Genomic DNA, 13,765 nt, shown 5'->3' with positions numbered 1-13,765 from the left:
CTCCCACGGCTGGTAAGGGCATAATCGCGCAAGCGAGACGAAGCGTCACCTACGTGGGAGGCACTTGACGATGGCGTGGTTGCTGGTCGTGGTCGCTGGACTGCTCGAGACCGGCTTCGCCGTGTGTCTGAAGCTCTCGCACGGATTCACGCGACTCTGGCCGACGGTCGCGTTCTGCGCGTTCGCACTCGGCAGCTTCGGTCTGCTCACGCTGGCTCTGAAGAAGCTCGACGTCGGCCCGGCGTACGCGGTGTGGACGGGCATCGGTGCGGCGGGTACCGCCATCTACGGGATGGTCTTCCTGGACGACGTGGTCTCGACGCTCAAGCTGGCGTCGATCTCGCTGGTGATCGTCGGTGTGATCGGTCTGCAGCTGTCCGGTTCCGCGCAGTGAGCCCCGGGCCGGCCCGAAGCCGCCCCCGCGGGGCCGTGTAGCCCGGGCGGGTGGCTGTGGATACTGTGACGGCATGCCCGATTACCACGATGATCTGCGCCTCGCCCACGTACTGGCGGACGCCGCCGACGCGGCGACGATGGACCGGTTCAAGGCTCTGGACCTCAAGGTCGAGACCAAGCCGGACATGACGCCGGTGAGCGAGGCCGACAAACACGCGGAGGAGCTGATCCGCGGGCACCTGCACCGGGCGCGCCCGCGTGACGCGATCCTGGGCGAGGAGTACGGCATCGAGGGCACGGGCCCGCGGCGCTGGGTCATCGATCCGATCGACGGCACCAAGAACTACGTACGGGGCGTCCCCGTCTGGGCGACGCTGATCTCGTTGATGGAAGCGGGCGAGAACGGGTTCCAGCCGGTGGTCGGCGTGGTGTCGGCACCCGCGTTGAGCCGTCGCTGGTGGGCGGCCAAGGGCGCCGGCGCCTTCTCCGGCCGCAGCCTGACCTCCGCGTCGCGGCTGCACGTGTCGAAGGTCGAGCGGATCTCGGACTCGTCGTTCGCGTACGCCTCGATGACCGGCTGGGAGGAACAGGGCCGGCTCGACGGCTTCATGGACCTTACGCGGGCCTGCTGGCGCACCCGGGGATACGGGGACTTCTGGCCGTACATGATGGTCGCCGAGGGCTCGGTGGACATCTGTGCGGAGCCGGAGCTGTCCCTGTGGGACATGGCGGCGAACGCGATCATCGTCCAGGAGGCCGGCGGCCGGTTCACCAGCCTGGACGGGGTCTCCGGCCCGGGCGGCGGCAACGCGGCGGCGTCCAACGGGCTGCTGCACCACGAGCTGCTCGGTTATCTCAACCAGCGCTACGAGTGACCCGGTCCGGGTGCTGACCGGCTGAGGGTGCCCGCCGACGGCGGGCGCCCTCCCCCTTGTTGACTCCCCTCCTGGGTGCGACTCTGGGAGTCCCCCCACTTGTGAACTTGTGAATCGCCTCACGAAGGCGACCCCGCAGCTCACTTCCCGAAGGAGGCGGCTCCCTACATGCTTGTCCGTGACGCCATGAGCACCCTGGTCCTCACCATCGGCCCGGCCCACACACTCCGACAGGCGGCGCGGCTGATGTCGGCCCGTCGCATCGGGGCGGCTGTCGTCCACGACCCGGACACCTGCGGCCTGGGCATCATCACCGAGCGCGACATCCTCGACGCGGTCGGCACCGGACTGGACCCCGATGTCGAGACCGCCTCCACCCACACCACCACCGACGTGGTCTTCGCCTCCCCCTCCTGGACCCTCGAGGAGGCCGCGGCGGCCATGACGCACGGCGGCTTCCGCCATCTGATCGTGCTGGACGGCGACGGTCCGGTCGGCATCGTCTCGGTGCGCGACATCATCAGGTGCTGGGCGCCGGCCAGGAGACAGGCCGCAGACCTGACCCTCTGATCCCGGTCCGCTCTTCCCCGGCGTGTTCGGCCCCGCGCACGGCGGCGGGCCGGACCCGCCGGGGACACCCCGGGGAATCCGGCCCGCCGCCGACAGCAAGGGCTACCGGCCGCGCAGGGCCTGGACCGCGGCTTCCAGCCGCTTGCCGAAGTCTCCGTCGGCCTGACGGAAGTTGGCGACCGCCCGCTCGGCGATGTCGTCGCGGGAGACCTGGGAGATGAAACCGGCGAGGTTGTCGATCAGCCGGGCCTTCTCGTCCTCGGACAGCAACCGGTAGAGGTTGCCGGCCTGGACGAAGTCGTCGTCCTCGGTGTGGCGCGGCGCCTCGTGGTTACCCGTGCCACCCGTGACGGGAACGGGCTCCCAGAGCGGCCGGTCCGTCTGGGCCGGGCCGCCGAAGCTGTTCGGCTCGTAGTTCTTCGCGCCCTTGTGACGGCCGTCGTACAGGTAGCCGTCCCGGCTGTTGGTGCGCGCCTCGGTGGCGTGCGGGCGGTTCACCGGCAGGTGGTCGGCGTTGATGCCGACGCGGTAGCGGTGGGCGTCGCCGTACGCGAAGAGGCGGCCCTGGAGCATCTTGTCCGGGGACGGGCCGATGCCGGGCACGAAGTGCGCCGGGCTGAAGATCGACTGCTCGACCTCGGCGAAGACGTTCTCCGGGTTGCGGTTGAGCTCCAGCTTGCCGATCTCGATGGGCGGGTAGTCCTCGTGCGGCCACACCTTGGTGAGGTCGAACGGGTTGAAGCGGTACGTGGCCGCCTCGGCCGCCGGCATGATCTGCACCTGCACGGTCCAGCTCGGGAACTCCCCACGCTCGATGGACTCACGCAGGTCGCGCTGGTGGCTGTCCGGGTCCACGCCGGAGAGCCGGACGGCCTCCTCGGTGGTGAGGTTCCTGATGCCCTGGTCGGTCTTGAAGTGGTACTTGACCCAGAAGACCTCACCCGCCTCGTTGTTCCACTGGAAGGTGTGCGAGCCGTATCCGTTCATGTGGCGGTACGAGGCCGGGATGCCACGGTCGCCGAACAGCCAGGTCACCTGGTGCGTGGACTCGGGCGACAGACCCCAGAAGTCCCAGACGTTGTCCGCCTCCTGCGAACCGGTGTACGGGTCGCGCTTCTGGGTGTGGATGAAGTCGGGGAACTTGATGGCGTCCCTGATGAAGAACACCGGGGTGTTGTTGCCCACGAGGTCGTAGTTGCCCTCCTCGGTGTAGAACTTCAGCGCCCAGCCGCGAGGGTCGCGCGCGGCGTCGGCGGAGCCGAGGTTGCCCGCCACGGTGGAGAAGCGCAGGAAGGTCTCGGTCTCCTTGCCGACCTCCGAGAGGAACTTCGCCCGGGTCCACTGCGAGACGTCCCGGGTCAGCGTGAAGGTGCCGTAGGCGCCGGCACCACGGGCGTGCACGACGCGCTCCGGGATGCGCTCGCGGTTGAAGTGGGCGAGCTTCTCGAGAAGCGCCTGGTCCTGAACGAGAACCGGTCCACCCGGGCCAGCGGTCTCGCTGTTCTGGTTGTCGGCTACCGGAGCGCCGGCCTCCGTGGTGAGCGGTCCCTGTGTCACGCGCGCCTCCTGCGTCATGTCCTGCACAGCGTCGTTCTCTGTGCAGCCCGTCCTCGGCCGCAGCCTGTCCTTGGCCGATATGCCACCGATCCTACAATGGACTTTGTCTAAGTCAAGCAGCCATCTAAAGTCACACCCACTCGGGACTCGGCCTCTCCACTGTTAGGCTGGGCCCCATGAGTGACCTCCTGGAACGACTTCGTGGACGTGGCTGGCGCATGACGGCACAGCGGCGCGTGGTGGCCGAGGTTCTCGAGGGGGACCATGTGCACCTGACGGCGGACGAGGTCCACGCGAGGGCCGTCGACCGGTTGCCCGAGATCTCCCGTGCCACCGTGTACAACACGCTGGGCGAGATGGTGTCCCTCGGGGAGGTCATCGAGGTCTCCACCGACCGCCGGGCGAAGCGGTACGACCCGAACGCCCATCGCCCCCACCACCACCTGGTGTGCGGCCGCTGCGGAGCGATCCGGGACGTGCACCCGTCCGGCAATCCGCTGGCGGACCTGCCGGACGACGAGCGCTTCGGCTTCACCGTCTCGGACGTCGAGGTGACCTACCGCGGCATCTGCCCGAACTGTTCCGCCACCGCCTGACGGAGGGGCACCGCCGGACCGGCCTCCTCCAGGCGGCCGCCGGTCTTTGCACGGGCATACGACCGAGGCCCGGAACCTTGGAAGGTTCCGGGCCTCGGTCTTTCAGTAGCGGGGACAGGATTTGAACCTGCGACCTCTGGGTTATGAGCCCAGCGAGCTACCGAGCTGCTCCACCCCGCGTCGTTGTGAGTGCAACAGTACGGTACTCCCACCGACCGGAGCAAATTCATTCGTGGGACACCCGTGCGGGGCCATGGACGACCGACCTTGCCGTCGTCACGCGGTGAGCTCCTGCTGCAGCGCCTCCAGCAGTCGCGCGGCCCGCTCGGTCACCTCTGCCGGACCGAGCTCGACGGCGCGCGCGCACCAGCGCTGCCCCTCGGTGAGCTCGCCCCGCCGGGCGGCGAGCAGCGCGAGGCGCAGGGCCGCCCTGCCGTGCCCGTCGTTGGCCGCGCGGCTCCACCACAGGGCCGCCTCGCGCTCGCTGCCCTCACGGGCGAGCAGCAGACCGAGGTTGAAGGCCCCGTTGCGACTGCCGGACTCGGCGGCCTCGCGGTACCAGCGCGCGGCACTCGCCATGTCACCGCGTGCGGCCGCGAGCATCCCGGCCCTGACCTGGGCGCGGCGGTGCCCCTGCTCGGCCGCCCTCTCGTACCATTCCTCGCACTCGGTCCGCTCGGGCATCGGCTCTCCCAGTGCGGGAGGGCCCGGCGCCGGCTGGCGCCGGTCGAGGACACCCGCCAGCCGGAAGGCGGCCTCCGCGCTGCCGCCGCCCGCGGCGCACCGCAGGTGGCGCTCGGCCTCCCGCTCGTCGCCGTCCCGCAGCAGAGCCATGCCGACCTGCAGCGCGGCATCGGTGTGCCCGGCCGCGGCCGCACGCTGATACCAGCCGATCGCGGTGCGGTCCTCGTCCCGCCCGGCGTGCAGGATGCCGAGGTTGAAGGCCGCGTCCACGCTGCCCGCCTCCGCGGCCTTGGAGAACCAGGGCTCCGCCCCGGTCGCGTCCCCGGCCTGGAGCAGCAGAACGGCCAGCGCGTTCGCCGCCTCACGGTGACCGGCGTAGGCGGCCCGGCGGTACCACTGCTCGGCCTGCGGTATCCGGTCCTGGGCGGCGCACAGCAGGCCGAGGTTGTACGCGCCGTTGACGTCACCCGCGTCCATGGCGGCGCGGTACCAGCGCTCCGCGGTCTGCTGTTCACCCCTGGCGGCGTGCAGTGCGCCCAGCGCGTTGGCGGCGTTGCCGTCGCCGTCCTGGGCGGCACGCAGCCACCACACGGCCGCGCTCTCCTCGTCACCCGCGTCGCGCAGCAGGAAACCGAGGGCACAGGCCGCCCGGGGCTCACCGTCCTTGGCTGCGGTGAGATACCAGCGGCCGGCGTCCTTCAGCTCGCCGCGCTGTTCGAGGATGGCCCCGAGGTGCAGGGCCGCGCGGCGGTGCCCGCGTGCCGCCGCCTGGCGGTACCACTGCTCGGCCTCGCCGACCCGCTCGGAATCGGGACCCGCGACGGGACTGTCCGGCTTCGCCGGCGTACCGGCGTCCAGCCCCCGGCGGACTTCGCCCTCGACGCGGCCGAGCCCGAAGGCGTCATGTGCGTCGCCGACGGCATTGCGCTCGATCGTCCGCGCGAGGCGGTACGCGGCCTCCCGGTGTCCCTGCTCTGCGGCGGCGCGCAGCCAGCGCTCGGCGCCCGTGTCCCCGCGGTGCTCCAGCAGGTCGGCCAGCGCGTACGCGCCCAGAGCGTGCCCCTGCTCCGCGGACTGGCGGAGCCAGTACTCGGCACCCGGCTCGTCCCCGCGCTCCCTGAAGTGGCGCCCAAGTGCGTGCGCGGCGGCCGCGGACCCGGCGACAGCGGCGATACGCCACCATCCGGCCGCCTCGTCCGCGTATCCCTTCTGATGGAGGAGCACGCCGAGGTTGTTGGCCGCCGCCCGGTCGCCCTCGGCGGTGGCCGCGCGCAGATACGCCTCGGCACCGTCCAGGTCGCCGCGCCGCAGCAGGAGAGCGCCCAGAACGCTCATCGACGCGGTGTCTCCGGCTTCCGCAGCACGCCGGTGGCGCGCCTCGGTCTCGTCTGCGGTGTCCGTGGTGTCGGTGGTGTCCGCACTCCCGGTGGCTCCCGCCCCCCCGGTGGTCCGGAAGCCATCGGCGGTGTCGGTGGTGTCCACGGTCAGGACGGCGGCCTCGCAGCCGTCGTCGGCGGTATCAGCTGTCTCGGCCAGGGCAACGGCGAATGCCGCATCTGCCATGTTTTCCGTCATCCGGCCGTTTCGCTGCACAAACCGCCCTGTCTTCAACAGAGTTGCCCTGTCCCCCATAAATACCATCGTCGCACCACCCGCAACCCGCGTACACCTGGTATATCGCGGCCAGTGAGGTCACTTCAGCGTTTTATCGACATGCCCACAGAGAGACAAGTGAAACACGACTGAGTTCAACTCGTGCCCCGCGAAACGCACTTCACTCCGACCAGTTGAAAACCGTCTCACGACACGACGAAGGCCCGGATCCATAAGGATCCGGGCCTTCACCTTTCAGTAGCGGGGACAGGATTTGAACCTGCGACCTCTGGGTTATGAGCCCAGCGAGCTACCGAGCTGCTCCACCCCGCGTCGTTGTGTTCAAACCGTACCACGACGCGGGGTGGAACTTTCTCAGCTGCCCTGGTCACCGTCCTCCGGCTTCGTGGCGTTCTCGGTACCCGAGGCGCCCTCACCGCCGGTGTCCGAGGCGCTGCCGGGCTTGGGCTGCGCGGCCGCAGCCCGTTCGAGAGCGTCCTGAAGGTCGGTCTGGGCCTTGCCGTAGGCCTCCCAGTCCTGCTTCTTGAGGGCCTCCTCGCCCGCCGTGTAGGCCTCCTGGGCATCCGCGATGGCCGCCTTCAGAGCGGCGTCCCCGGTGGCCGGCGGCTCCGTGGTGTCACCCGGCGGCTCGGTCGGCTCCGTGGGCGTATCGGAACCCTCGACCCCGAAGACCGCGTTGAGCGCCTCCCCGAGACTGTTCTCGAAGACGATCTCCGACCCGTACGAGGCGGCCACCTTGCGCAGCAGCGGATAGTTCTGCGTGCCACCGCGTGTGTAGACGGGTTCGATGTAGAGGAAGCCTCCGTCGAGCGGCACCGTCAGCAGGTTGCCGTACTCGATGTCCGAGTCGGTGCCCTTCAGGTTCCTCACGAACTCGGCGACGTCGTCGTTGCCGTTGAGCTCACTCTGTACCTGGCCGGGGCCCTTCACGGTGGTGGTGACTCTCAGCAGTCTTATCGTGCCGTAGTCCTTGCTGGCCGCGTCGGCGTCAACCGCCATGAACGCCCCCAGGTTGGGACGCCCTCTCGGGGTGAACGTCGTGGTCAGCGAGAACTTCTGCGCGTCCTGACCCGGCATCTTCATGCTCAGGTAGTACGGCGGAACGGCCCCGGGCTCCTTGTTGGTGGGGTCGTCCGGCACCTGCCAGGCGTCACTTCCGCTGTAGAACTGCGCGGGGTCCTGGACGTGGTAGCGCGTGAGCAGCTCGCGCTGGACCTTGAACAGGTCCTGCGGGTAGCGCAGGTGGTCCATCAGGTCCTGCGGGATGTCGCCCCGGGACTTCACGGTTCCGGGGAAGGCCTTGCGCCAGGTCTTGAGCACCGGGTCCTTGGTGTCCCACTCGTAGAGCGTGACCTTTCCGGTGTACGCGTCGACGGTGGCCTTCACCGAGTTACGGATGTAGTTGACCTGGTTCTGCTGGGCGACGACCGCGCGCTGGTTGGTGGTCAGCGAGTCGGCCGTGGTGTCACCCAGGGTCGTACGCGAGGCGTACGGGTAGCCGTTGGTCGTGGTGTAGGCGTCGACGACCCACTGGATCCGCTTGCCGACCACGGCCGGATAGGCGTCACCGTCGATGGTCAGCCAGGGGGCGACCGCCTCGACGCGTTCCTTGGGCGTCCGGTTGTACAGGATGCGCGAACCGTCCCCGATGGCCCCGGAATACAGTATCTGCGGCTCGCTGAACGACACCGCGTAGGCGGCGCGGTTGAAGGCGTTGGAGAGACTGACCCCGCTCTTGCCCTTGTAGCTGGTGGTCTTCTCGCCGTCCTCCTCGTAGTCGAGCTCCTTCTGGGGCCCGCCGACGATGGAGTACTGCTCGGTCTTCTCGCCGTAGTAGATCCGCTGCTCGTACTCCCCCAGCTCGCCGGTGGTCGGCAGACCCGACTCCGTGAAGTCCGGGGAACCCGTCGGGTTGGTACCCGTCGTGGTGCCGCGGGCCGCGATGGCGCCGTAGCCGTGGGTGTACGTGAAGTGGTCGTTGATCCAGTTCCGCTTGGGGAGGCCGTCGAGGTTGAGCTCGCGCAGGCCGATGACGGTGTCCTGCTCCTTGCCGTCCTCACCCTTGTAGCGGTCGACGTCCAGCGTCTCCGGGAACTGGTAGTAGTTCCTCTTCTGCTGTAGTTGCTGGAAGGCCGGCGAGACGACGTTCGGGTCCATCACCCGGTAGCTGGCGGCCTCGCCTGCGGAGGCGCGCAGCTTGGCCTCGTCGGTCGTCGTGCCCTTGCCGGAGTAGTCGTCCACCTGCGCGTCGTCGATGTCGTAGGCATCACGGGTCGCGTCGATGTTCTTCCGGATGAACGGCGCTTCCTTGGCCTGCTCGTTGGGCTGGACCTGGAACTTCTGCACGATCGCCGGGTAGAGGCCGCCGATCAGGATCGCCGACAGCACCATCAGGCCGAAGCCGATCACCGGCAGCTGCCAGGTGCGGCGCCAGAGGGTCGCGAAGAAGAGCACGGCGCAGATGACGGCGATGCAGAACAGGATCGTCTTCGCCGGCAGGTAGGCGTTGGCGTCGACGTACCGCAGGCCGGTCCAGTTGTCCGTGGCCTTGAAGTCACTGGACTTCACGGCCAGGCCGTAGCGGTCGAGCCAGTACGCCACTGCCTTCAGCGTGACGAAGACACCGAGCAGCACGGAGAGATGACCGGTGGCCGCACCCGTGGCCCGCGCGCCCGGGCTGGTGACCCGGAGTCCGCCGTAGAGGTAGTGGGTCAGCGCCGCCGCGATCAGCGACAGCACCACTGCGGCGAACCCGAAGCCGAGCATGAAGCGGTACCACGGCAGGTCGAAGGCGTAGAAGGAGACGTCCAGCTTGAACTGGGGGTCCTTCTGGCCGAACGGCACGCCGTTGACGTACATGAGCCACGTGCGCCACTGGCTGGACGCGGAGGCCCCGGCGATCAGCCCGACGAGTGCGGTGACGGCGAGCAGCACCCACTTCTTGTACGGGGCGATGCTCATCCGGTAGCGGTCCAGGCTCTGCTGCTCCAGGGACATCGCGCTCAGCGGCGGCCGGAGCCGGTGCGCGAGCCAGACGTTCACACCGATGGCGACGGCCATCAGCAGTCCGAAGACGAGGAACAGACCGATCTTGGTCCACAAAGTGGTGGTGAATACAGACGAATACGCGACCGACCTGTACCAGAGCCAGTCCGTCCAGAACCCGGCGAACATGACGAAGGCCATGGCGAGAACCGCCAGGACCCCCAGAGTCATGAGCAGGGTACGGACGCGCCGGGACGGGCGGCCGACTCTGATCCGTGGCCCGGTCGGGCCTCCGCCGCGGTCCGGCATCTGGAAAGCCAACGTGCGCACCTCGAAGTTCGCGGTCGTGTGAAGCAGGCCCAGCGATCGTAGAGCCCACCTATGCAACTTACTGAGGCTTTACCTAGTTCCCGTTACCGGGGCAGAAGGAGGCAGGATGTTGGGCATGCCCAATGTTTCCCCCTCAGGCCCTCCGATGGCCGCGAGCCCACTGACCGTCGCCGTACTCGAAATCGACACCTACGCCGCGAGCCTCGGCTGGGACCAGCCGGCCAGGCTCTTCGCCCTGGTCGACACCGCCAGGCTGCGCGCCCACGAGCCGGGCCTCGCCGCCCAGCTCGGCCTCGACGACTCCGCTTCCACGACCGCCACGCTCACCCCGGTCGAGCAGGAGGAGCTCCCCGCCGGCACCGCGCTGGACGAGTTCCTCGCCACGATCGCCTGGCCCGACGCGGTCGTCGGCTGCGCCATGACGGTGGAGCGCATGATGCTGCCGCCGTCCGCGGAGACGTCCGTGCCGGACGGTCTGACCGACGCCCAGCTGACCGAATGGGTCGCCGGGCACCCCGACCGCCAGGAGGTGCGCATGACCGTGGCGGTGCTGCGGGACGGGGCGCGGGACTCCGCCGTGCGGCTGCGGGAGAAGGACTCCCCGACCGAGGTCCTGACCGGTGCGGGGCTGGTCCCGGGACTGGCCGAGGCACTCGCGGCCACGTTCGAGTCCTGATCTCCGGGGCGGGGGCCGGCCTCAGCCCGTCGAGCAGCTCGGCAGGCCGGCCGCGTCCCCCGCGCGGATCTTGTCCAGGGACTTCTTGGCGTCGTCCAGGGTCTTCACCCTCACGAGGGTGAGGCCCCCCGGCGTGTCGGATGCCGCGGCGGCGCAGTTGTCGTCCGGGGTCAGGAAGTACCGGGCACCCGCGTCACGGGCGCCGACGAGCTTCATGTTGATCCCGCCGATGGGACCGACCTTGCCCTCGTCGTCGATGGTGCCGGTGCCGGCGATGAATTCACCGCCCGTGAGCTTTCCGGGCGTCAGTTTGTCGATGATGCCGAGCGAGAACATCAGTCCGGCGCTCGGGCCGCCGACGTCGGCCAGCTTGATGTCGATCTCGAACGGGAAAGTGTGGTCCGTCCCTGCCTGGATCCCGACGATCGCCCGGTCCTCCGCCGAGGGAGCCGAGGGGTCCGCGGGTGCCTTCCGCGTGGTGAGGGTGACATCGCGGGAGCCCTTGGGCTCCTTTCCTGCCTTCTCGGCGGCCGCCGCGGTCTTGGCGGGAACGATGGTGAAGACGACGTCCTCACCCGGCTCGTGCTTCGTGACGAGTTTCGCCACGTCTCCCGGCTGGTCGACCGCCGTACCGTCCACGGCCCTGATCACGTCGCCCGCGTGCAGTACACCCTCGGCTGCGCTGTCCTTGACGACGGTGGAGACCACCACGCGGGAGGTCACGGGGATCTTCAGCTCCTCCAGGGCGGCGACCTTGGCGCTCTCCTGGGACTGGCTGAACTCCTCCGCGTTCTCCTGCGTCGACTGCTCCTCCGTCTTGCCGTCCGGATAGAGGGTGTCGTGGGGGACGATCACGCTGTCATGGGCCAGCCAGCCGTAGACGGCCTCGACGATGTTCATGTCGTAGTCCGCGCCGGTGACACGGACCGTCGTCATGTTGAGGTTCCCGGACGTCGGATACGTCTTGTGGCCGCTGATGTGCAGAACCGGCTCGCCACGGGCATCGCCGAGCGTGTTCACGGTCGGGCCCGGGGACATCTCCGAGTAAGGCACGCGGATCAGCACGCCTGCGCAGAGCAGCGCGATCAGAACGAGGGTGGAGGCGAGCATCGTCGCGGTGCGGCGTGGCATGGAACGACAGTACGGGAACGGCCTGTCAGTGCACCGTCGGGGCCGGTCCGCACGGGGCGGACGGCCGGGAGGCGCCACGAGGGTCGCGGGGCCGGTGCGGGGTCGCGGATTCACTCACCGCGAGGGCGACGTCGCCGGTGATGCGGGTGCGGCGCGGAATTGGCAACCGCGTACGGCTGCGGGGTCTCAGACGGCCTCGGAACCGGAGTGCGCCTTCTCCATCGCCTCACGGAACCTGGCGTAGCCGGCGAGTTCGGTGACATCGCCGGTCGTTCGATTGCGGGCTGCCCACCCTCCCCATATCGCCGCGCCGAGTGCGGCTATGAGCGGAATCAAAAGCCAAGCGAGTGCTGCCATCACGACCTCCCTGCCCCATGAGCGACCGCAACTGACGATCAGAAGATTAACCACCTGCAGGACCAACGCTCACGGCAGGGGTGCGGTTACGCAAATCGGGGCTGATGCCCCCCGGGGCGGTTTGCGCTCAGCAGGCGCCGACCCACTCCTCCGTGCCGTCGGAGAAACGCTGGTGCTTCCAGATCGGGACCTCGTGCTTGAGGTCGTCGATCAGCTTGCGGCAGGCTTCGAACGCCTCACCCCGATGGGCGCAGGACACGGCGACGACCACCGCAAGATCGCCGACACCCAGTTCACCCACCCGGTGGACGGCGGCAAGCGCACGTACCGGGAACTCCGCCACCACCTTCTCGGCCACCCTGCGGAGCTCGTCCCCCGCCGTCGGATGGCAGGAGTAGCCGAGGGCTCCGACGTCCTGCCCTCCGTCGTGATTGCGCACCGTGCCGACGAAGAGCGCCATCCCTCCCGCGGCGTCGTCCCCGACCGCGCGGAAGATCTCGTCGACGGAGAGCGGTGTGTCACGGATGTCCAGGAGCCGGATGGGGTCCTGGGCCGTCTGCTCGCCGGGATGGTCGGGGGTGTGTGCCATGGGACCATCGTGCCGCACGGCACCGGCTTCCCGGAACAGCCTTTTCGACCGGTGCCACGGCGGACCGCTTGGAGCCTCCTACAGGCGGGTGACCGGGCCGTGGAGCGTGTCGGCCCCCTCAGAAGCGTCGGCGCGCCTTCCGGGCCCGTCGGACGAGAGCCGCCGTGCCGAGCAGTGCGACGGTCGCCCCGGCGGCCCCCGCCGCGGTGGCGTCCTTCCGGCCGAGCCGCCGGCCGGCGACCGTGTGGCGTCCCTCCACCTCTTCCAGGAGCGCTGCCAGGACCTCCTCGTTCGTCCAGCGGGGACGCCATCCCGCGTCGTGGAGCCGGCTCACACTGACCACCCAGGGGTGCATGGTGTAGGCGAGATCGCCCGCCGGTGAGGGCGTGAGGCCGATCCGGTGCAGCCGGGCAGCGGCGCCGAGGGCGACGGCGGACGGAAGCTCCATGCGGCGCACTCCGGAGAGTTCCTCCACCTCCTCCTGTTCGAGCCAGCCGTCGCAGCCGACCGCGAACTCCCCCTCGATCTTCTCCAGGGCCGCGTACTCCAGGGCGGTCACCAGGTCGTCGACGTGGCAGAACTGCCAGGCAGGGCGTGAGCCGGCGACGACGAGCAGCCTGGGCGACTCGAAGTACCGGGTGAGCGCCGTGTCCGTACCGCCGACGAGGACGGTGGGCCGCACCACCGTGACGTTGAGTCCCGGGTGGGCCCGGGGCGCGCGGCGCCCCAGCCGTTCGACCTCCAGGAGGTCACCGACCCCGGTGGCCTCCGCCGTGGCCCTCAGCTCCGCGTCCTCGGAGAGGGGGATGTCGTTGTCGGCGTGGGCGCCGTAGACCATCGCCGAGGTGCACAGCACGACCCGGTGGACCCCTACGGCCGCCGCCGCCGTCAGCACGGTCTGCGTACCGCGCACGTTGTACGCGGTACGCGCGGCGGCGTCGGTCTCCAGGTCGAGGTCGAGCGCCATGTGCACGACGACGTCCGCGCCGCGGAGTTTCTCGGCGATGGCGGGGTCCCGTACATCCAGGATGTGCCACGTCGCCTCGGAGACCTCCCCGCGGCGCTCGTCGATGGCGATGACCTGCTTGATCGCGTCGGATGCGGCGAGGTGGGCGGTGAGCAGCTCGCCGACACCGGACGCGGCACCGGTGACCGCGACGACGGGGCCGCGGCTTCGGGAGGAATTTTTCGTGGGCTTGCTTTCGGGCGAGGGGTCGGCCAGGTTTCGCGCTGCGCGAACCTGCGGATCTGGGGAACTCACCGGGCGTCTCCAGCGGTTGTCTTCAGTACGTACCCGTATGACGCGTGCGTACCAGGTGGCGTCCATCCTGCCGCAGGCCGGGAGCCGGCGGAGCACTGAGGGCCCCGAGCGGTCTTTGGTGTCTACGCTGGATGGTGATGTCGG

Annotated in this window: 12 protein-coding genes and 2 tRNA genes; 5 read left to right on the top strand and 9 right to left on the bottom strand. The window is 69.4% G+C overall.

The window, feature by feature from the left end:
* Nucleotides 1-70: 70 nt before the first annotated feature.
* The 3 genes from ABZ441_RS00140 to ABZ441_RS00130 all read left to right on the top strand — a co-directional run bounded on the left by ABZ441_RS00140 (nt 71) and on the right by ABZ441_RS00130 (nt 1,841).
* Nucleotides 71-394 carry a multidrug efflux SMR transporter gene (locus ABZ441_RS00140; protein WP_356888146.1) on the top strand — a complete coding sequence of 108 codons (324 nt, stop codon included), beginning with the start codon at nt 71-73 and terminating at the stop codon, nt 392-394.
* A gap of 73 nt (nt 395-467) precedes the next feature.
* Complete coding sequence (gene hisN, locus ABZ441_RS00135) at nt 468-1,271, top strand: histidinol-phosphatase (protein WP_205022257.1); 804 nt, start codon at nt 468-470, stop codon at nt 1,269-1,271.
* A 168-nt stretch (nt 1,272-1,439) separates the two neighbouring features.
* On the top strand, nt 1,440-1,841 hold the full coding sequence (locus ABZ441_RS00130; protein ID WP_358966030.1) for a CBS domain-containing protein: 402 nt from the start codon (nt 1,440-1,442) through the stop codon (nt 1,839-1,841).
* Nucleotides 1,842-1,943: 102 nt separating this feature from the next.
* Here ABZ441_RS00130 and ABZ441_RS00125 read toward each other — a convergent pair whose 3' ends face one another.
* Entirely contained in the window at nt 1,944-3,416 is a 1,473-nt protein-coding gene (locus ABZ441_RS00125) for a catalase (RefSeq protein ID WP_358966028.1), read from the bottom strand.
* A 158-nt stretch (nt 3,417-3,574) separates the two neighbouring features.
* Here ABZ441_RS00125 and ABZ441_RS00120 point away from each other — a divergent pair, with 158 nt between their 5' ends.
* Nucleotides 3,575-3,994, top strand: a complete 420-nt coding sequence (locus ABZ441_RS00120) for a Fur family transcriptional regulator (protein ID WP_358966025.1) — start codon at nt 3,575-3,577, stop codon at nt 3,992-3,994.
* Between the two features lie 106 nt (nt 3,995-4,100).
* Here the strand turns inward: ABZ441_RS00120 and ABZ441_RS00115 are convergent.
* The 4 genes from ABZ441_RS00115 to ABZ441_RS00100 all read right to left on the bottom strand — a co-directional run bounded on the left by ABZ441_RS00115 (nt 4,101) and on the right by ABZ441_RS00100 (nt 9,586).
* A tRNA-Met gene (locus tag ABZ441_RS00115) sits at nt 4,101-4,174 on the bottom strand.
* Nucleotides 4,175-4,270: 96 nt separating this feature from the next.
* The gene (locus tag ABZ441_RS00110; RefSeq protein WP_358966023.1) at nt 4,271-6,319 is read right to left on the bottom strand and encodes a tetratricopeptide repeat protein; all 2,049 of its coding nucleotides are present in this window, start codon (nt 6,317-6,319) and stop codon (nt 4,271-4,273) included.
* Between the two features lie 211 nt (nt 6,320-6,530).
* Nucleotides 6,531-6,604 (bottom strand) — tRNA-Met (locus ABZ441_RS00105).
* A 42-nt stretch (nt 6,605-6,646) separates the two neighbouring features.
* Nucleotides 6,647-9,586, bottom strand: a complete 2,940-nt coding sequence (locus tag ABZ441_RS00100) for a UPF0182 family protein (protein WP_358966743.1) — start codon at nt 9,584-9,586, stop codon at nt 6,647-6,649.
* Nucleotides 9,587-9,713: 127 nt separating this feature from the next.
* Between ABZ441_RS00100 and ABZ441_RS00095 the strand changes: the two genes are divergently transcribed.
* Nucleotides 9,714-10,283, top strand: coding sequence for a PPA1309 family protein (locus ABZ441_RS00095; protein ID WP_358966020.1), 570 nt, complete (start codon nt 9,714-9,716; stop codon nt 10,281-10,283).
* 21 nt (nt 10,284-10,304) lie between these two features.
* On the opposite strand, the gene ABZ441_RS00090 is transcribed toward ABZ441_RS00095, so the two are convergent.
* The 4 genes from ABZ441_RS00090 to ABZ441_RS00075 form a co-directional block, all read right to left on the bottom strand.
* A complete protein-coding gene (locus ABZ441_RS00090) occupies nt 10,305-11,414 on the bottom strand; it encodes a PDZ domain-containing protein (protein WP_358966017.1) in 1,110 nt (369 codons plus the stop codon).
* Between the two features lie 186 nt (nt 11,415-11,600).
* Entirely contained in the window at nt 11,601-11,771 is a 171-nt protein-coding gene (locus tag ABZ441_RS00085) for a hypothetical protein (RefSeq protein WP_205018724.1), read from the bottom strand.
* A 127-nt stretch (nt 11,772-11,898) separates the two neighbouring features.
* On the bottom strand, nt 11,899-12,360 hold the full coding sequence (locus tag ABZ441_RS00080) for a molybdenum cofactor biosynthesis protein MoaE (RefSeq protein ID WP_358966013.1): 462 nt from the start codon (nt 12,358-12,360) through the stop codon (nt 11,899-11,901).
* A 118-nt stretch (nt 12,361-12,478) separates the two neighbouring features.
* The gene (locus tag ABZ441_RS00075; protein ID WP_358966010.1) at nt 12,479-13,621 is read right to left on the bottom strand and encodes an SDR family oxidoreductase; all 1,143 of its coding nucleotides are present in this window, start codon (nt 13,619-13,621) and stop codon (nt 12,479-12,481) included.
* Nucleotides 13,622-13,765 lie beyond the last annotated feature (144 nt).

Source organism: Streptomyces sp. NPDC005752 (genome assembly GCF_040630715.1).
Taxonomy (GTDB): Bacteria; Actinomycetota; Actinomycetes; order Streptomycetales; family Streptomycetaceae; genus Streptomyces.
This window is presented reverse-complemented; position numbering and strand designations above follow the sequence as displayed.

Excerpts from the sequence above, each read along its gene's own strand:
- ABZ441_RS00140 (WP_356888146.1), top strand. The coding sequence starts at position 71 with ATGGCGTGGTTGCTGGTCGTGGTCGCTGGACTGCTCGAGACCGGCTTC.
- ABZ441_RS00125 (WP_358966028.1), bottom strand. The coding sequence starts at position 3,416 with ATGACGCAGGAGGCGCGCGTGACACAGGGACCGCTCACCACGGAGGCC.
- hisN (WP_205022257.1), top strand. The coding sequence starts at position 468 with ATGCCCGATTACCACGATGATCTGCGCCTCGCCCACGTACTGGCGGAC.
- ABZ441_RS00090 (WP_358966017.1), bottom strand. The coding sequence starts at position 11,414 with ATGCCACGCCGCACCGCGACGATGCTCGCCTCCACCCTCGTTCTGATC.
- ABZ441_RS00120 (WP_358966025.1), top strand. The coding sequence starts at position 3,575 with ATGAGTGACCTCCTGGAACGACTTCGTGGACGTGGCTGGCGCATGACG.
- ABZ441_RS00110 (WP_358966023.1), bottom strand. The coding sequence starts at position 6,319 with ATGGTATTTATGGGGGACAGGGCAACTCTGTTGAAGACAGGGCGGTTT.
- ABZ441_RS00085 (WP_205018724.1), bottom strand. The coding sequence starts at position 11,771 with ATGGCAGCACTCGCTTGGCTTTTGATTCCGCTCATAGCCGCACTCGGC.
- ABZ441_RS00080 (WP_358966013.1), bottom strand. The coding sequence starts at position 12,360 with ATGGCACACACCCCCGACCATCCCGGCGAGCAGACGGCCCAGGACCCC.
- ABZ441_RS00095 (WP_358966020.1), top strand. The coding sequence starts at position 9,714 with ATGTTGGGCATGCCCAATGTTTCCCCCTCAGGCCCTCCGATGGCCGCG.
- ABZ441_RS00100 (WP_358966743.1), bottom strand. The coding sequence starts at position 9,586 with ATGCCGGACCGCGGCGGAGGCCCGACCGGGCCACGGATCAGAGTCGGC.
- ABZ441_RS00130 (WP_358966030.1), top strand. The coding sequence starts at position 1,440 with ATGCTTGTCCGTGACGCCATGAGCACCCTGGTCCTCACCATCGGCCCG.